We start from the raw sequence: 17,914 nt of genomic DNA, 5'->3' as shown, positions 1-17,914 counted from the left end.
CCTCCCAACATCAGGAGGTAACGATGGGCACGGCCTATTACAGCACTGTTCTCGACCACGACGTCGGGACGACGTGGTCTCTCATCCGCGATTTCAACAATTACCCTGTCTACATCGACGGCGTCAGCGAAAGCGTGATCGAAGATGGTCGGTCGGGCGACGAGGTCGGTGCGGTCCGGCGCTTCTGCTACAAGGGGGCGTGGATCCGGCAACGCCTCAGCGCCCATTCGGACGACCGGCGGACGTTGACATACGCCGGGCTGGAGCCGTTCCCCTTTCCGGCCGGCGTTGTGGACGAGACGCTGCCCCCCTCTCACTACGAGGGCACGATCCGCCTGCTTCCGGTCATCGACGGGGCGCGGACCTTCATCGAATGGTCGGTGACCGTGGACGCGGCGCCGGAGCACGCGGCCAGCTGGCAGGCCTTGCTGATGGCGCTGATCCCGGACTGGACCTCTTCGCTGAGGGCGACACTGGACCGGCAGGTGCCGGCTACCCCCCGATCAGGTCCAGCCATTCCTGTTCGCTGAGGACCGTCACGCCGAGGTCGCGCGCCTTGGTGGCCTTGCTGCCGGCGTCGGCGCCGACGACCACGTAGTCGGTCTTCTTCGACACTGAGCCGGTCACCTTGGCGCCCAGCTCGCGCGCCCGCGCCTCGGCCGCGTCGCGGGCCATGGTCTCCAGCGTGCCGGTGAACACCACCGTCTTGCCGGCCACCGGGGTGCTCGCCGCCTTCGGCTTCTCGGCGTCGAGCACCTTCACCCCGGTGCCGCGCAGGCCCCGGATGATCTCCTTGTTGCGGTCTTCCAGGAAGAAGCCGGCGATCTCCTCGGCCGCCACCTCGCCGACGTCGGGGACGCGGACCAGCGCGTTCCACGCCTCGCCGGGCTGGGCCGCGGCGGCCGCGGCCATCGCCTCCTTCCAGCGCTCCAACGTCTCGTAGTGCGCGGCCAGCGCCTTGGCGGCGTTGGCCTTCACCTCCTTGATGCCCAGCATGCCGATCACCGTCTCCAGCCGCAGCGCCGGCTGGTTGGCGTAGAAGTCCACCTTGGCGACGTTCTCCGGGTCCTTGAACCACGCCAGCAGCGCCGACATGGTGGACGGACCGACGCCCTTCAGCGCCGTCAGCTCGCGCCACGCCGCCCCCGGCATGGCGGCGGTGGCGGCGTCCATGCCGGCCAGCCACGCGTCCAGCGAGCCGTAATGCGTGGCCAGCGAGCGCGCCGTCACCTCGCCCACATGCCGGATGCCCAGGCCGAAGATCAGCCGGTGCAGGTCGATGCCGTTGCGGCGGTCGTTGATCGCCTTGAACAGGTTCTCGACCGACTTCTCCTTCCAGCCCGGCCGGCCGACGAGGGTGAACTCCCCGCGTTCGACCCGCGGCTCCAGCGTGAAGATGTCCACCGGCGAGCGGACGAGGCCGTCGTCCCAGAACTCCTCGATGATCTTCTCGCCCAGCCCCTCGATGTCGAAGGCGTTGCGGCTGACGAAGTGGCGCAGCCGCTCCTTGGCCTGCGCCGGGCAGATCAGGCCGCCGGTGCAGCGCCGCACCACCTCGCCCTCCTCGCGCACGGCGAGGCTGCCGCACTCCGGGCAATGGTCGGGGAAGACGAAGGGGGCGGCGCCTTCGGGCCGCTGCGCCTCGACGACGCCGACCACCTGCGGGATCACGTCGCCGGCGCGCTGCACGACGACGAGGTCGCCGACGCGGACGTCCTTGCGGGCGATCTCGTCCTCGTTGTGCAGGGTGGCGCGGCTGACCACCACGCCGCCCACCGTGATGTCCTCCAGTTCCGCCACCGGGGTCAGCGCGCCGGTGCGGCCGACCTGGATGGTGATGCCCTTGAGGCGCGTCTGCGCCTGCTCCGCCGGGAACTTGTGCGCGATGGCCCAGCGCGGCGCGCGGGAGACGAAGCCCAGGCGCTCCTGCAAATCCAGCCGGTCCACCTTGTAGACCACGCCGTCGATGTCGAAGGGCAGCGACGAGCGGCGCTGGCCGACCTGCTCGTAATAGCGCAGCAGCGCGTCCACGCCGTCCACGTGTTCGGCGGGGCGGTTGAGCGCGAAGCCCCAGGCCTTCAGCCGCTCGCGGATGCCCCACTGGGTGTCGGCGATCGGCTCCGACACCTCGCCCAGCGCGTAGCCGAAGAAGCACAGCGGGCGCGACGCGGTGACCTTCGGGTCCTTCTGGCGCAGCGAGCCGGCGGCGGCGTTGCGCGGGTTGGCGAACAGGTCCTCTCCCTTCTCGGCGTAGGCCCGGTTCATGGCCAGGAACGCGTCGCGGTTCATGTAGACCTCGCCGCGCACCTCCAGCACGGCGGGGCAGGGGGCGGGCAGGGTCTTCGGCACGTCCTTGATGGTCATGACGTTGGCCGTGACGTCCTCGCCCTCCGCGCCGTCGCCGCGGGTGGCGGCCAGCACCAGACGGCCATTCTCATAACGCAGCGAACAGGACAGGCCGTCGATCTTCGGCTCGGCGACGAAGGCGATGGGCGTGTCCTCGCCCCAACCGAGGAAGCGGCGGATGCGCGCCACGAACTCGGCGGCGTCCTCCGGCGCGAAGGCGTTGCCCAGCGACAGCATCGGCACGGCGTGCCGCACCTTCCTGAAACCGGCGGCCGGCGCCGCGCCGACGCGCAGCGAGGGCGAATCGGCGCGCTGCAGTTCCGGGAAGCGCGCCTCGATGGCGCCGTTGCGGCGGACCAGCGCGTCGTAGTCGGCGTCGGAAATCTCCGGCGCGTCCTGCTGGTGGTAGAGCCGGTCGTGGTGGGCGATGTCCTTGGCCAGCGCCTCCAGTTCGGCCTGCGCCTGCTCCAGGGTCAGCGCCTCCACGGGGATGGCGCGCAGGCTGGCGGGCGTGGCGAAGAGGTCGGTCATGGTGCGGCTCGGCGGTTCGGGAGGGGGCGTGAAACGGGAGACTGGCGGAAGGGTGCTTGTTGGCGCAAGACTGAAGCGATCGCCTATGACGAAGCACGGATCCGCGATGCCCCGCAGCCCCGTCAAGCCCCTGACCATCGACGACCGCCTGACGGTCGCCGCCGCGCTGGACCGCATCCTCTACGACGACCCCGAGCGCTTCTCGGCCGAGGACGCGCGGCTGGTGCGCCGCCTGATTCCGCTGACCCGCACCTCCTGGCTCAGCCTCGGCTTCCGGGCGGAGACGCAGGGGCCGTCGGTGGGCGGCGAGGCAGCCGGCGTCGGCTCGGTGGAGATGGAAGGCGACCGCAAGGTGGTGCAGGGCAGCGTCGGCGAGGGCGACGAGTGGCGCTGCGGCCAATACAAGGTCAGCAACTACGGCGACGGCCTGGAGATCTGGCAGGTCATGAGCAACGAGTTCGACGAGGAGCCCAAGGGCGCCCGGCTGGAGTTCGCCGACCCGATCCGCCTGCTGTTCTTCCGCCCGCGCGACGTGGCGATCACCATCCCCTTCACCAAGTACCAGGTCGGCCTGCGGCTGGGCGGCTGGGGGCTGTGGAAGGTGGCGACCTGATTTTTGTGCACTGCAAAAATCCGCCTTGACGGTTCCGCCGGCGGCGTCATCTTCAAGACATGGACGCCGGGGGAGCAGGGACGAATGGCCGGGGAAAGCGTTGCGCAGGCAGTGATCGCGAACAGTCGGGCCGCGCACAGCGCCTTCGACAATGCGCAAGGCCAATTGTTCGGCATCATCATGACCTCGTTCGGCATTTCGATGCTGCGCGCGGCCGGGCTGATTACCGGGCAGGCGGCGGGGCTTGCCTTCGTGATTTCCTACGCCACCGGACTCAACTTCGGCCTGGTGTTCTTCCTGGTCAACCTGCCGTTCTACGGGCTGGCGATCACGCGGATCGGCTGGCGGTTCACCGTCCGCTCGCTGGTCGCGGTGACCAGCATCTCGGTGCTGTCGAACCTCTTCCCCGGCGTGGTCGGCTACAGCGTCCTGCAGCCGCACGTCGCGGCGGTGCTGGCCGGATTCTGCATCGGGATCGGCGTCATCGGCCTGTTCCGCCACGGCTCCAGCGGCGGCGGAGTCGGCATCCTCGCCTACTACATCCAGGAGAAGACCGGGTTCCGCGCCGGCTGGCTGCAGGCGGCCTTCGACGTGGTGATCTTCTCCATGGCGGCGTTCGTGATCGACAGCAACGCGGTGCTGGCCTCGATCCTCGGTGCGGCGGTGCTGAACGCCTTCGTCGCCTTCAACCACCGCACCGACTGGTACGTCGCCCGCTGACGCGCGCTCAGATCCGCTTGGCCAGCGCCAGCAGGCCGCCGGCGCCGATCATCAGGCCGCCGCTCACCCGGTTCAGGCTGCGCACGGCGCGGGTGCTCGACAGGCGCGCGGCGATGGTGTGGCCGCCGGCCGCGTAGGTGAGGATCCAGCCGAACTCGATCACCGCCATCAGCGACACCAGCGCGGTGAACTGCGGCAGCAGCGGCTGCGCGGGCTCGATGAACTGCGGGAACAGCGCGGCCATGAAGACCAGCGCCTTCGGGTTGCTGAAGGCGACCAGCACGCCGCGCGCGAACAGGCGCCCCGCCGAGCCGCTTCCATCCTCCACCGGAGCCTCGCCGGCCCGCACCGGTTCCACCGGCGCCCGCCAGGTCTGCCAGCCCAGCCACGTCAGATAGGCCACGCCCGCCCACTTCAGCGTGAGGAACGCCGCTTCCGACGCCGCCAGCAGTGCGCCGAGGCCGAGCACCGACAGCCCGGCCAGGGTGGTCAGCCCGGCCACCATGCCCAGCCCGCCCCACGCCGCCCGGCGCACGCCGAAGCGCAGGCCGAGGCTCATGGCCAGCAGCATGTTCGGGCCGGGCGTCGCCGAGATGAAGAAGAAGGTGACCAGGAACAGGCCAAGGGTCTGCCAGCTCATGCGCGCCTCCGAAAGGGGACGGCCAGGGAACCACGCCGCGCGCCTGCGGGCAAATGCCGCACGCGCAGGGCAGGCATCAGGCGCTTGACGCATCTGCAAAAGCCCCTCTCCCATCGAGGGAGAGGGGCTTCAAGAAGCGATCTTATCCGCGTCCCGCGATCAGGCTGTCGGCCGCCGCCCGCGCCTCGGCGGTGACGGTGGCGCCGGACAGCATGCGGGCGATCTCCTCGCGCCGCTCGTCGCCGTCCAGTTCGGCGACGCCGGTGGTCACGCTCTGGCCCTTGACCGCCTTCTGCACCTTCAGGTGGGTCGAGCCGCGCGCCGCCACCTGCGGGCTGTGCGTCACCACCAGCACCTGCAGGCCATGGCCGAGCCGCTCCAGCCGCTGGCCGACCGCGGCGGCGACGGCGCCGCCGATGCCGGTGTCCACCTCGTCGAACACCAGCGTGCCGACCGTGGAGGTCTGCGCCAGCACCACCTTCAACGCCAGCATGAAGCGCGCCAGCTCGCCGCCCGAGGCGATCTTGTTCAGCGCCCCCGGCGGGGACCCCGGGTTGGTGGCGACCTGGAAGGCGACGCGGTCCATGCCGGCCGGCCCCCACTCGGCTTCGCCCAGCGGCTCGACCAGCGTGCGGAACTTGGCCTTGTCGAGCTTCAGCGGCGGCAACTCACCCGCCACCGCCTTGTCCAGCTGCCCGGCGGCCTTCTGGCGCGCCTTGCTGAGGTCCTCGGCGGCCTTGCGGTAGGCCTCGCGCGCCGTCTCGGCGTCGCGGGCGAGGCGGGCGAGCAGGTCGCCCTGGTCCTCGATCATCGACAGGCGGCCGGACAGCTCGTCGCGCAGCGCGGCCAGCGCGTCCACCGCCACGCCGTGCTTGCGCGACGCGGCGCGCAGCGCGAACAGCCGCTCCTCCAGCTTCTCCAGCGCCGCCGGGTCCATGTCCACGTCGGCGGACGCGGCCTGCAGCGCGGCGACGGCCTCGCCGGCTTCGGCGGCGGCGCGGTCGAGCGCGGCGATCGCCGGGTCCAGCTTGCCGCCGGCCTTCTCGGCGATGCGCGTCAGGATGCGCAGCGCCGAGGCCAGCGAGCGCTCGACGCCGCGGTCGCCGGACAGCTCGGCGTAGGCGGAATTCATCGCCTCGACCACCTTCTCGCGGTGCATCAGCACGGCGCGAGTCTCGGCCAGCTGCTCCTCCTCGCCGGGCTTGGGGGCGAGGCTGTCCAGCTCCGCCACGGCGTGGCGCAGGTATTCCTCTTCCGCGCGGGCGCGGGCGATCTCGGCGGCGGCGTTGGCGCGCGCGTCCTCGACCTGCCGCCACGCGCGGTGCAGGGCGGCGACGTGCGCCGCCTTGCCGTCCAGCTGGGCGTAGGCGTCGAGCACGCTGCGGTGGGTGGTCGGGTTGAGCAGGCCGTGGGTATCGAACTGGCCGTGCACCTCGACCAGCTCCTCGCCCAGGCGCTTCAGCAGGCCGACGCCGACCGCCTGGTCGTTGACCCAGGCGCGCGAGCGGCCGTCGGCGCTAACCGTGCGGCGGACGACCAGGCGCTCATCCGCGTCCAGCCCCTGCTCGCGCAGGATGGCGAAGGCCGGGTGGTCGCCGGACAGCTCGAACTCGGCGGTGACCGAGGCTTGGTCGGCGCCGTGCCGGACCAGTCCGGATTCGGCGCGCGCACCCAGAGCGAGGCCGAGGGCGTCCAGCAGGATCGACTTGCCCGCACCCGTCTCGCCGGTCAGAACGCACAGGCCGGTCCGGAAGGACAACGCCAGCCGTTCGATCAGGACGACGTCCCGGATCGTCAGCGCGGCGAGGGTGGACCGCCCTAGAACAGGGAGCTCCAGGCTTTGCTGAGCCACGATTTGGCGTTCCGCTCCGGCTTCAGGTTGTGGTCGACCAGCATGGCGTAGCTGTCCTGATACCATTCGCTGCCCGGGAAGTTGTGGCCGAGGACGGCGGCGGCCGTCGTCGCCTCGTCGTTGACGCCGAGCGCCAGATAGCACTCGACGAGGCGGTGCAGCGCCTCCGCCGTGTGCGAGGTGGTCTGGTACTGCTCGACCACCATGCGGAAGCGGTTGATCGCCGCGGTGTACTGCGCCTGGCGCATGTAGAAGCGCCCGACCTCCATCTCCTTGCCGGCGAGGTGGTCGTTGGTCAGGTCGATCTTGATCTTGGCGTCGCGGGCGTACGGCGTGTCGGGGAAGCGGCGCACCACGTCCGACAGCGCGTCGAGCGCCAGCCGCGTCATCCGCTGGTCGCGGCGCACGTCGGTGATCTGCTCGTAATAGCTCAGCGCGCGCATGTAATAGGCGTACGACACCTCCGGGCTGCCGGGGTGCAGCTGGATGAAGCGGTCCAGCGCCAGGATGGCGTCGTCGTACTTCAGGTTCTCATAGTGCGCGTAGGCGGCGCGCAGCTGCGCCTTGGTCGCCCACTGCGAATAGGGGTGCTGGCGCTCGACCTCGTCGAACAGCTTGGCGGCGGTCTTGTAGTCCTCGCTCTTCATCTTGGCTTCCGCCTCGTCGAAGATCTGCTCGGGCGGACGCTCGACGTAGGCCAACTCCTCCTTGGAGGAGCAGCCGGCGACGGCGGAGGCGAGGAGGAGGGCGGCCAGCGGCGCGCGGAGAAGGCGAGGGGACATCGTCGTCTTGGGACCCTGAAATGGTGCCCTTATATAGCACGCCCCAACGCGGGCGCGGCAAGTCGGATCAGGCGGGGCGGGGCGGCTTTCGCGGGGCGGGCGGAAAAGATGGTGCGAAGTCTCGAGTGATGCCTCAGGAAAATCACATAAATATTTGAAATAAATATATTTCTGTGACATTCGCTGAGCCTGGAACGCCCCATGTGGTGCGTGCGCCGCGGTTCCGCAACCCCGGTGGGGGAGGGGGCTTTGCGCAACCCCGCGCGGCGCGGCGGCGGCGGGGGAGGGGGGTGCGCGGCGCGGCGCGCGTCGACTCCGGAAGGGCAGGGAGGTCCGCGCGAAAGAAAACGCCCTCCCCGGGAAGGGGAGGGCGGTCCAGGCCGACCCAGGGAAAAACGGATGGCGCGTCAGGCGACGGCGCGCGGCTGGTACTCGCACCAGCCCGACGGCAGCAGCGCCGCCGGCGTGTCCCAGCACCACGTCGAGCGGTCGACGAACAGCGCGCGCAGCAGCTGGTTGTTCAGCGCGTGGCCGGCGCGGCTGCCGTGGTAGCGGCCGAGGATCGGGCCGCCGGCCAGATACAGGTCGCCCACCGCGTCGAGGATCTTGTGGCGGACGAACTCGTCCGGGCTGCGCAGGCCGTCGGCGTTGAGCACGCGGTCCTGCTCCTTGTCCACGACCACCGCGTTGTCGAGCGAGCCGCCGCGGGCGAGGCCGGCCTTCTGCATGGCCTCGACGTCGTGCAGGAAGCAGAAGGTGCGGGCGTCGCCGATCTCCTCGCCGAAGGCGCCGGCGGACAGCGCGAAGTGGGCGGTCTGCTGGCCGATCACCGCGCTGTCGAAGTCGATCTCGAAGCTGAACTCCGGACGCTCGGACGGCATCAGGCTGGCGGTCACCAGGCCGTTGCCGACGGTGACCGGCTTCAGCACGCGGATCACGCGGCGCGGCGCGTCCTGCTCGACGCGGCCCGTGCGCTCGATGGCGGCGACGAAGGGGGCGGAGCTGCCGTCCATGATCGGCACTTCCGGGCCGTCGATGGCGAGGACGGCGTTGTCGATGCCGCAGCCGGCCAGCGCCGCCAGGACATGCTCCACCGTGCCGACCGTGGTGCCTTCGGCGTTGCCGAGCACGGTGCACAGGCGGGTGTCCACGACGTTGGCGTAGATCGCGGGGATGCGGGCGGCGAAGCCGCGCTTGTCGGTGCGGATGAAGGTGATGCCGGCGTCCGGCGCCGCGGGGGAGATGGTCAGGGTCGCCTTCGCGCCGGAGTGCAGTCCGATGCCGGTGAGGCGAATGACAGACTTCAGCGTGTGCTGAAACATCCCGTCCGTATTACCACCGATATGAGTCACGGCAACGTCCTGATCTGATCGCGTTTGCGGGGTTCACCAACAATGTTGATCAGCCATCGGTTCGCAGCGGACGGTTGATCGACTTGGCAAAACACCACGCATGCTACCTAGCACCGGGACTCGGACAGGACAAATCACTCTTTATTACGGTTTGTTGCAATCGCTTAGGCGGATCGGACAGGGCGTAGCCCGGACACGCCAAAGAAACCTCCGGGGCGGGATGCGCCCCGGAGGCAAGTCAAGGAAGGTTCTCGGATGCTGCCCGCCGGCCTTGGGGAGAGGCCGCCGCCGGCGGGGTGCTCGCGTGCTTCGATCAGTTGGCCTGACGGCGCAGGAAGGCCGGGATGTCCAGCACGTCTTCCTCGGCCGCGTGCAGCTTCGGCTGCGGAGCGGCCTGGATGCCGAGGCTCGGCTGCTGCGGCGCCTGCTGCTGCACCGGCTGGTGGTGCTGCATCGGCTGCTGCATGGGCTGTTGCATCGGCTGGGGCTGCTGCGGCGCCATCATCGGGGCCGGCTGCTGCTGCGGCACGGGCTGCGGAGCCGGCTCGTCGCGGCGCGCGCTGCGGCCGAGGCCGGTGACGAGGCCGAACAGCGACATGCGCTTCTTCGCCTGGGCGTCCGGGGTGTCGGCGACCGGCTGCGCCACCGGGGCGGCGGCCGGGCCGGCGGTCAGCGGGCGCGGGCCGGGATCGACGGCCTTCGGCGGGATGAAGGCGCCTTCGCGGCGCTCGGCGTGCAGCGAGCCGGCGGGCGCGGTGGCCTGGGCCGGGGCGTGCGCGACCGGAGCGGCCTCGTGCGGCTGGGCGGCCGGCGCCTCGTAGGCGACCGGGGCGGCGACCGGGGCCGGAGCGGCTTCCTGCTGGTGCTGGACCGGCTGCGGGGCGGCCGGCTGGGCGACCGGGGCCTCCATGGCGTAGGCGGTCGCCGCGGTGGCGATCGGCTGCGCCTTCAGGGCGGTGGCGGCGGTCGGGACGGCCGGCATCGGCGCGGCGCTGGCGAGCCCGGCGACGGCCGGAGCGGTGCCGCCGAGGCCCGGGGCGCCCGGCTTCCGGGTGCGGTCGGAGACCACCGACAGGTTCACCGGGTGCGCGGCGGTGCGCGGGTGGGCCATGGCGGCGGCGTCGATGCCGGTGGCGACCACCGACACCCGCATCAGGCCTTCCATCGAGCTGTCGAAGGTCGAGCCGAAGATGATGTTGGCGTCCGCGTCGACCTCGTCGCGGATACGGTTGGCCGCCTCGTCCACCTCGAACAGGGTCATGTCGTAGCCGCCGGTGATGTTGATGAGGACGCCGCGCGCCCCCTTCATCGACACGTCGTCGAGCAGCGGGTTGGAGATGGCGGCCTCGGCGGCCTCGATGGCGCGGCGGTCGCCGGTGGCCTCGCCGGTGCCCATCATCGCCTTGCCCATCTCGGTCATCACCGAGCGGATGTCGGCGAAGTCCAGGTTGATCAGGCCGGGCATGACCATCAGGTCGGTCACGCCGCGCACGCCGGAGTGCAGCACGTCGTCGGCCATCTTGAAGGCGTCGGCGAACGTGGTCTTCTCGTTGGCGATGCGGAAGAGGTTCTGGTTCGGGATGATGATCAGCGTGTCGACGTACTGCTGCAGCTCGGCGATGCCGCTCTCCGCCAGGCGCATGCGGTGCGCGCCTTCGAAGTGGAACGGCTTGGTCACCACGCCGATGGTCAGGATGCCGCGCTCGCGGGCCGCGCGCGCGATGACCGGGGCCGCACCGGTGCCGGTGCCGCCGCCCATGCCGGCGGTGATGAACACCATGTTGGAGCCGTCGAGGTACGACACGATGTCGTTGACCTGCTCCTCGGCGGCGGCGCGGCCGACGTCGGGCTTGGAGCCGGCGCCCAGGCCGCGGGTGGTGGCGGTGCCGAGCTGGAGGCGCTTCTCGCAGAGCGAGCCCTTCAGCGCCTGCGCGTCGGTGTTGCCGACCACGAAGTCGACGCCTTCGAGGTTCGACTTGATCATGTTGTTGACGGCGTTGCCGCCGGCGCCGCCGACGCCGAACACGGTGATGCGCGGCTTCAGCTCGGTCTCGATGGGGGGGATGCTGACGTTGATCATGTAAGCCTCTCCTCAGCCTTCCTTGGTTTCGTTCGGTTAGCTCGCGAATGCCGGTTGGTTCCGGCGGTTTTAGGCACTCTTGATGGCTACAGGTTTTCCCGCAGCCACATCCCGACCCGGCCCCAGATGCCGCCGCCGGACACCGCCTCGTGGACGGTGACCGGCAGTTCGGTGGGGTGGCGGACGGCATGGATCAGCAGGCCGGCGGCGGTCGAGAAGGCCGGGCCGCCGTTGGCGTCGGCCAAACCGCCGATGCGCGTCGGCCGGCCGAGCCGGACCTGCTTGTCGAGGATGAGCTGGGCCAGCTCGCGCGTGCCCGGCAGCTGGCTGGCGCCGCCGGTGAGCACCACGCGGCGCCCGGCCAGCTTGGCGAAGCCTGACTGCTCCAGGCGGGAGCGGACCAGCTCGAAAATCTCCTCCAACCGCGGCTGGATGATGCGGACCAGCAGCGACTTGGGCACGTGGTTGCCCGACGCGCGCTCCTCCTCGCCGACCTGGGGGACGTCGATCATCTCGCGCTCGTCGGCGGCGCTGGCCATGGCGCTGCCGTACAGCGTCTTCATGCGCTCGGCGTGGACGACGGGCGTGGTCAGGCCGCGGGCGATGTCGTTGGTGACGTGGCTGCCGCCCACCGGGATGCAGTCGGTCCACACCATCTGGCCCTCGAAGAAGACCGAGATCGTCGTGGTGCCGCCGCCCATGTCGATGCAGGCGACGCCCAGCTCCATCTCGTCCTCGACCAGGGTGGCCAGCGCCGAGGCGTACGGGCTGACCACCATGCTCTCGATGTCCAGGTGGCAGCGCGCCACGCAGGTCTGCAGGTTGCGCACCGCGCCGGCGGCGGCGGTGATGACGTGGACGTGCACGGCCAGACGGTCGCCGTACATCCCCCGGGGATCGCGGATGCCGCGGTTGCCGTCCAGCGAGAAGCCCACCGGCAGCGCGTGGATCAGCGTGGACTCCGCGCCGACCTGCAGCGCGCGGGCGTGCGCCAGGGCGCGGCGGACGTCGCTGTCCGTCACCTCCTGGCCGGGCACCGAGACCTCGGCGTTGAAGGTGTGCGAGACCGGGTAGCCGCCCGAGACGTTGACCACCACGTCGCGGATCGTCTCGCCGGCCATCTGCTCGGCGGCGTGGACGGCGGCGCCGATGGAGGTCTCGGCCGCTTCCATGTCGATGATGGCGCCGGCGCGCACGCCGGCGGCGAGCTGGTGGCCGACGCCGACCACCTTGACCGAGCCCTGCTCCTCGTGCCGCGCGATGAAGCAGCACACCTTGGTCGAGCCGACGTCGAGCGCGGCGACGACGCCACCGCGCGTCGGCCGCTTCGGCTTCTTCCCGCCATTGAAGCCCATCTTCAGCACCCCTTGGCCTCTTCGGTCATCAGGTCTTCTTTCCCGGCTTCTTCTTCTCGTCTTCCATGCCCGGCAGGATGACGCTGGTCTGCAGCACCATGCGGTCGGGCTGGCGCAGATCGACGACGACGATGTCGCGGTCCAGCACCTTGCCCGTGGCGTCCATGTCGGCGAGCTGGCGCAGCGCCGTCAGCATCCCGCCCTCGGGAAGCTTGACCACGACGCCGTTGTCGAGCGTGAGGTTCCAGCGCCGATCGCCCACCCAGGTCGCGGCCTTCAGGCGCTTGGCGACGGCGGGCACGCGGTCCAGCGCCGCCAGCAGCTTCTGCACCTGGCCGGGCGCGTTGGCGCCGACGACCTGCGGCAGCCGCTCGACGTCGCGGTTGCCGCGGCGGGCCAGTTCGGCGGCGTCGGCCAGCGGGCGGCCCTCGCGGTCGATGACGGTGAACCGGCGGTCGTTCTGCCAGATCGCCATGGGTTCGCGCTCGGACAGGCGGACGTACAGCGTGTCGGGCAGGTGCCGCTCGATGGCCGCCGACGCCACCCAGGGCAGCTGCTCCAGCCGCGCCTTGGCCTCGGTGAGGTCGAGGTCGAGGATCGGCGCGCCGCGCTCGACGCCCAGCGTCCGCAGGATGATGTCCGGGTCGGTCGCGGTTCGGCCGTGCACCGCCACGTCGTTGACCGACAGCCCGGCGTCGGCGCTGGCGGTGATGAAGGCGCTGCGCGCCTCGGCGATGGCCATGCCCAGCGTGCCGGCGCGCAGGTGCCACGCCGCGAACCCGGCCAGGGCCAGCACCGGTACCAGCAGCAGCGTTGCCTTCAGCGCCGGCTTGGCCCAGCGCGGGAAGGCGCGGCGGCGGTTGCCGCGCTGGGCGGCGTGCGCCATGGCGCGCGGCGGTGCCGGCGTCTCGTTCTTCGGGTTGCGGGGCGGGGCGCTCAGCCGTGCTGACATGCTGCGTTCTCCACCAGCCAGCTGACCAGCGCGCCGTAGGAAATGCCCACGTGCGCCGCCTGTTCGGGAACCAGCGACAGCGGCGTCATGCCGGGCTGGTTGTTGATCTCCAGGAAGTACAGGCCCTCGGTGCCGGGCTTCGAATCGTCCCAGCGGAAGTCGCTGCGCGTCACGCCGCGGCAGCCCAGCGTCTCGTGCGCCAGCACGGCGACGCGCTTGGCCTCCGCGGCGACGGCGTCCGGGATCGCGGCCGGCAGCGTGTGCACGGCGTGGCCGGCGCTGTACTTGGCCGTGTAGTCGTAGAGCTGCGCCTCGAAGACGATCTCCGTGACGGTCAGGGCCCTGGTGTCTTTACCACCTGCGCCCATGACGGCGACGGTCAGCTCGCGGCCGGGGATGAACTCCTCGACCATCGCGCGCTCGCCGAAGGTCCAGGCGTCGCCGACCGGGCTGTTCTGCCCCTCGCGCACCAGCGTGACGCCGACGGTCGAGCCTTCGTCCACCGGCTTGACGATGTAGGGGGCGGGCATCGGGTGGGAGCCGCCGGTCAGCTCGCCCCTGGTCAGCACGAGCCCCCGGGGCGAGCGCACGCCGACCGAGTCCAGCACGCGCTTGGTCATCACCTTGTCCATGGCGATGGCCGAGGCGCGCACGCCCGAATGCGTGTAGGGCAGCCCGAGGAACTCCAGCACGCCCTGGATGGTGCCGTCCTCGCCGCCGCGCCCGTGCAGCGCGTTGAACACCACGTCCGGCCGCGGGTCGCCGAGCGCCGCGACCAGCCCCGTCAGGTCGCGCTGCACGTCCACCGCGGTGACGGAGTAGCCTTCCTCCTCCAGCGCCTTGGCGACGCCGGCGCCGGAGACGAGCGACACCTCGCGCTCGGCCGACCAGCCGCCCATCAGGACCGCGACGTGCTTCTTGCGCATGCTCATTTCGCCACACCGATCCGCTTGATTTCCCACTCCAGCTCGACGCCGGAGGTCTCGCGCACGCGGCGGCGCACCTCCTCGCCGAGGTTTTCCAGCTCGGCGGCGGTGGCCGAGCCGAGGTTGAGCAGGAAGTTGCAGTGCTTCTCCGACACCTGGGCGTCGCCGACGCGCAGGCCGCGGCAGCCGGCCTCATCGATCAGCTGCCACGCCTTCTTCTCGCCCGCCGGGTTCTTGAAGGTCGAGCCGCCGGTGCGCGACCGGACCGGCTGGGTGTCGCCGCGCTTGTCGTTGATCTCGGCCATGCGGCGCGCGATGGCGAGCGGGTCGTCCTCGCCGCCCTCCAGCACCGCGCCGGTGAAGATGAAGTCCTCGGGCACCGCGCAGTGGCGGTAGGTGAAGCCCATGGCCTCGTTGGAAATGGTGTGCAGGTTGCCCTGACGGTCCACCGCCTGCGCGGCGACCAGCACGTCCCGGGTCTCGCGGCCGTAGGCGCCGCCGTTCATGCGGAGCGCACCACCGATGGTGCCGGGGATGCCCGACAGGAACTCCAGCCCCGCGATGCCGGCGTCGCGCGCCACGGTCGCCACGTGCAGGTCGAGCGCCGCGCCGCCGGCCGTGACGCGGGTGCCCGCCGTCTCGATGCCGGCGAAGCCGCGGCCCAGGCGGATCACCACGCCCGGCACGCCGCCGTCGCGGATCAGCAGGTTCGACGCCACGCCGACCACCGTCACCGGCACCTCGTCCGGCAACGCCGCCAGGAACTCGGCGAGGTCCTCGGTGTCGGCCGGGCGGAACATCACCTCGGCGTTGCCGCCGACGCGGAACCACGTGACGCCGGCCAGCGGCGCGTCGGCGGACAGCCGGCCGCGGCACTTCGGCATCAGGTCGATGAGGTGGAAGTTGGTCATGGCGAGCGCGGCCGTCATCCAGTCCTCCCGGAGCCAAAGAGCTTGTCGAGTTCGCCCGGCAGGGCGTTCGCCCACTGCGTGATGTTGCCGGCGCCCAGGCACACCACGAAGTCGCCGGGGCGCGCCATGTCGCGCACCATCTGCGGCAGTTCCTCGGGGCCGTGCAGCGGGATGACGTGGCGGTGGCCGTGCATGCGCAGGCCCTCCACCAGGGAGTCGCGGTTGACGTTCGGCACCGGCTGCTCACCCGCGGCGTAGACGTCGGCGACGATCACCGCGTCGGCGTCGTTGAAGCAGGTGCAGAACTCCTCGAACAGGCTGGCGAGGCGCGAGTAGCGGTGCGGCTGCACGACGGCGATGGTGCGGCCCTTGCCGGCGGTGCGCGCGGCGCGCAGCACGGCGGCGATCTCCACCGGGTGGTGGCCGTAGTCGTCGATGACCGTCACGCCGTTGGCGACGCCGGTGCGGGTGAAGCGGCGCTTGACCCCCTGGAAGGACGCGAAGCTGCCGCGCATCGCCTCGTTGGGGATGCCCATCTCGTGCCCGACGGCGAAGGCGGCCAGCGCGTTCTGCACGTTGTGCGGCCCGTACATCGGCAGCCGCACGCCGGACAGCGTTGCCGACTGGCCGGTGGTGCGGTCGGTGATGATGACGTCGAACACCGCGCCCTCGGCACCGAGCCGCACGTTGTCGGCGCGCACGTCGGCCTGCGGCGAGAAGCCGTAGGTGATGATGCGGCGGTCGGACACGCGCGGGATCATCGCCTGCACCTCGGGGTGGTCGATGCACAGCGCGGCGAAGCCGTAGAATGGGATGTTCTGGACGAAGGTGTCGAAGGCGGCGCGCTCGTGCTCGAACGTGCCGTAGTGGTCCAGGTGCTCCGGGTCCATGTTGGTGACGACGGCGATGCAGGCCGGCAGCTTGGTGAAGGTGCCGTCGGACTCGTCGGCCTCCACCACCATCCAGTCGCCGGAGCCGAGGCGGGTGTTGGTCCCGTAGGCGTTGATGATGCCGCCGTTGATGACGGTGGGGTCCAGCCCGGCGTGCTCCAGCATGTGGCCGACCATGGAGGTGGTCGTGGTCTTGCCGTGCGTGCCGCCGATGGCGATCGCCCACTTCAGGCGCATCAGCTCGCCCAGCATTTCGGCGCGGCGCACCACCGGGATCAGCGCGTTGCGGGCGGCGACGACCTCCGGGTTGTCCTTCTTGACGGCCGAGGAGACGACGACGACCGCCGCGGCGCCCAGGTTCTCCCCGCGGTGGCCGATGGCGACGGGGATGCCGAGGTCGCGCAGGCGCTTGACGTTGGCGCTTTCCGCGATGTCCGAGCCCTGCACGGCATAGCCCAGGTTCTTCAGCACCTCGGCGATGCCGCTCATGCCGATGCCGCCGATGCCGACGAAGTGGATCGTGCCGATGGAGAGGGGGAGAGCGCGCATGGTCCGGTTACCCGTGTTCGGTCAAACGTGGCCGCGACGTAGCATCAGCCGCAGCGTCGCGTCCACAGCGTCGTCGGACAGGGCGGCCGGCAGCGGCACCGCGCCTGTGACAACGTGCAGCCGGTCGCGCAGGAAGCCGTGCGCGGCGACCTCGCGCGGCAGCAGCGGGCAGTCCGGCCGCAGGCCCCAGCTCCGTTCGGAGCGGGTCAGCTCGGCCGGCCACTCCTGCAGCGGGCGGGGGTTCCGTCGCGTGGGGGTGCGCGCTTTGATCATTCCGCTGCCTCCGTGGCGTTGGCGTGGTTTCCGTTGTTGCCCGAACGGCCGGCCAGGGCCAGCACGGCGTCGGCGAGCTTCGACGCGGCCTCGTCCGTGCCCCAGGCGGCGCTGGCCTGCGCGGCGCGCGCCAGTTCGGCCGGGGTGGACAGCAGCGCGGTCAGGCGCTGGGCCAGCGTCTCGGCGGTGAACTGCGGCTGCGGCACGTGCCAAGCGGCGCCGGCCGCGGCGACGGCCAGGGCGTTGGCGGTCTGGTGGTCGTCGGTGGCGAAGGGGTAGGGGACCAGCACCGCCGGCCGGCCGATGCAGGTCAGCTCGGCGACGGTGGAGGCGCCGGCGCGGGTGATGGCGAGGTGGGCCGAGGCCAGTCGCTCCGGCACGTCGCGGAAGAAGCTCTCCAGCTCGACCGAGCCGAGGGCCAGCGGCGTCAGGGCGGCGCGCGCACCCTCCAGGTCCTCCGGACGGCACTGCTGCGACAGGTGGACGCGGGCGCGGAGTTCGGCGGGCAGCAGGGCCAGCGCGGCGGGGATCACCTCGCTGAAGACGCGGGCGCCCTGGCTGCCGCCCATGACCAGGATGCGCACCGGGCCGTCGGCGCTGGGCACGTCGTAGAGGGCGTGGCGCTTGGCGGCGACGGCGGGGCGCACCGGGTTTCCGGTCTGCACCAGCTTGGCCGGGTCGGCGACGCCGGACACCGCGGGGTAGGCGACGGCGACGCGGCGGGCGGCGGAGAACAGCAGGCGGTTGGCGCGGCCGAGCACGGCGTTCTGCTCGTGCAGCAGCACCGGCACGCCGGCGCGGCCGGCGGCGTAGACCGTGGGGACCGAGGGGTAGCCGCCGAAGCCGACCACGGCGACGGGGTCCAGCCGCTTCAGCAGGGCGCGCGCGTCGAACACGCCCAGCAGCAGCTGGACGCCGCCCTTCAGCTTGCCCAGCAGGCCGCCGGACGGCGAGCCGGCGCGGATGCGGTGCACCGGCACCTCGGGCAGGCTGTCGCCGAAGGCGTGGCCGCGCTTGTCGGTGACCAGTGTCACGGTGTGGCCGCGCGTCAGCAGCTCGCGGGCCAGCGCTTCCGCCGGGAAGATGTGCCCGCCGGTGCCGCCGGCCGCCAGGAGAATGGGCTTGTTCGCTTTCGCCATCGG

General features: G+C 71.2%; 16 protein-coding genes. 3 read left to right on the top strand and 13 right to left on the bottom strand.

What is annotated here, in order from left to right:
* Positions 1–23 precede the first annotated feature (23 nt).
* Positions 24–530, top strand: a complete 507-nt coding sequence (locus ACRWK7_RS07075; RefSeq protein ID WP_431855495.1) for an SRPBCC family protein — start codon at positions 24–26, stop codon at positions 528–530.
* Here the strand turns inward: ACRWK7_RS07075 and ligA are convergent.
* Entirely contained in the window at positions 493–2,877 is a 2,385-nt protein-coding gene (ligA, locus tag ACRWK7_RS07070; RefSeq protein WP_431855494.1) for an NAD-dependent DNA ligase LigA, read from the bottom strand. The two genes, ACRWK7_RS07075 and ligA, sit on opposite strands and share 38 nt — an antisense overlap.
* A 106-nt stretch (positions 2,878–2,983) precedes the next feature.
* Between ligA and ACRWK7_RS07065 the strand changes: the two genes are divergently transcribed.
* Positions 2,984–3,490 carry a hypothetical protein gene (locus ACRWK7_RS07065; RefSeq protein ID WP_431855493.1) on the top strand — a complete coding sequence of 169 codons (507 nt, stop codon included), beginning with the start codon at positions 2,984–2,986 and terminating at the stop codon, positions 3,488–3,490.
* Positions 3,491–3,655: 165 nt separating this feature from the next.
* Positions 3,656–4,210 (top strand): YitT family protein, encoded by a 555-nt coding sequence (locus ACRWK7_RS07060; RefSeq protein WP_431855492.1) that lies wholly within the window; start codon positions 3,656–3,658, stop codon positions 4,208–4,210.
* A 7-nt stretch (positions 4,211–4,217) separates the two neighbouring features.
* On the opposite strand, the gene ACRWK7_RS07055 is transcribed toward ACRWK7_RS07060, so the two are convergent.
* From ACRWK7_RS07055 to murG, 12 genes are all read right to left on the bottom strand, one after another.
* Positions 4,218–4,850: a LysE family translocator gene (locus tag ACRWK7_RS07055; protein ID WP_431855491.1), complete on the bottom strand. Its 633-nt coding sequence runs from the start codon at positions 4,848–4,850 to the stop codon at positions 4,218–4,220.
* A gap of 142 nt (positions 4,851–4,992) precedes the next feature.
* Positions 4,993–6,702: a DNA repair protein RecN gene (recN, locus tag ACRWK7_RS07050; protein ID WP_431855490.1), complete on the bottom strand. Its 1,710-nt coding sequence runs from the start codon at positions 6,700–6,702 to the stop codon at positions 4,993–4,995.
* Complete coding sequence (locus tag ACRWK7_RS07045) at positions 6,669–7,484, bottom strand: outer membrane protein assembly factor BamD (RefSeq protein ID WP_431855489.1); 816 nt, start codon at positions 7,482–7,484, stop codon at positions 6,669–6,671. The genes recN and ACRWK7_RS07045 overlap by 34 nt, the downstream gene beginning before the upstream one ends.
* Positions 7,485–7,891: 407 nt before the next feature.
* On the bottom strand, positions 7,892–8,806 hold the full coding sequence (gene lpxC / locus ACRWK7_RS07040) for a UDP-3-O-acyl-N-acetylglucosamine deacetylase (protein WP_431855488.1): 915 nt from the start codon (positions 8,804–8,806) through the stop codon (positions 7,892–7,894).
* A 343-nt stretch (positions 8,807–9,149) separates the two neighbouring features.
* Positions 9,150–10,916, bottom strand: a complete 1,767-nt coding sequence (gene ftsZ, locus ACRWK7_RS07035) for a cell division protein FtsZ (RefSeq protein WP_431855487.1) — start codon at positions 10,914–10,916, stop codon at positions 9,150–9,152.
* A gap of 86 nt (positions 10,917–11,002) precedes the next feature.
* Complete coding sequence (gene ftsA / locus ACRWK7_RS07030; RefSeq protein ID WP_431855564.1) at positions 11,003–12,271, bottom strand: cell division protein FtsA; 1,269 nt, start codon at positions 12,269–12,271, stop codon at positions 11,003–11,005.
* A gap of 28 nt (positions 12,272–12,299) precedes the next feature.
* Entirely contained in the window at positions 12,300–13,223 is a 924-nt protein-coding gene (locus tag ACRWK7_RS07025) for a cell division protein FtsQ/DivIB (protein ID WP_431855486.1), read from the bottom strand.
* Complete coding sequence (locus tag ACRWK7_RS07020) at positions 13,208–14,149, bottom strand: D-alanine--D-alanine ligase (RefSeq protein WP_431855563.1); 942 nt, start codon at positions 14,147–14,149, stop codon at positions 13,208–13,210. The genes ACRWK7_RS07025 and ACRWK7_RS07020 overlap by 16 nt, the downstream gene beginning before the upstream one ends.
* 2 nt (positions 14,150–14,151) lie before the next feature.
* Positions 14,152–15,078: a UDP-N-acetylmuramate dehydrogenase gene (murB, locus tag ACRWK7_RS07015; protein ID WP_431855485.1), complete on the bottom strand. Its 927-nt coding sequence runs from the start codon at positions 15,076–15,078 to the stop codon at positions 14,152–14,154.
* Positions 15,075–16,499, bottom strand: coding sequence for a UDP-N-acetylmuramate--L-alanine ligase (gene murC / locus ACRWK7_RS07010; RefSeq protein ID WP_431855484.1), 1,425 nt, complete (start codon positions 16,497–16,499; stop codon positions 15,075–15,077). The genes murB and murC overlap by 4 nt, the downstream gene beginning before the upstream one ends.
* Positions 16,500–16,520: 21 nt before the next feature.
* On the bottom strand, positions 16,521–16,772 hold the full coding sequence (locus ACRWK7_RS07005) for a hypothetical protein (protein WP_431855483.1): 252 nt from the start codon (positions 16,770–16,772) through the stop codon (positions 16,521–16,523).
* Entirely contained in the window at positions 16,769–17,911 is a 1,143-nt protein-coding gene (murG, locus tag ACRWK7_RS07000; protein WP_431855482.1) for an undecaprenyldiphospho-muramoylpentapeptide beta-N-acetylglucosaminyltransferase, read from the bottom strand. The genes ACRWK7_RS07005 and murG overlap by 4 nt, the downstream gene beginning before the upstream one ends.
* Positions 17,912–17,914 lie beyond the last annotated feature (3 nt).

The sequence above is a fragment of the Azospirillum sp. genome (assembly GCF_050789165.1).
The sequence above is the reverse complement of the archived record's forward strand: the minus strand, read 5'-3'. Positions and strand labels throughout refer to the sequence as shown.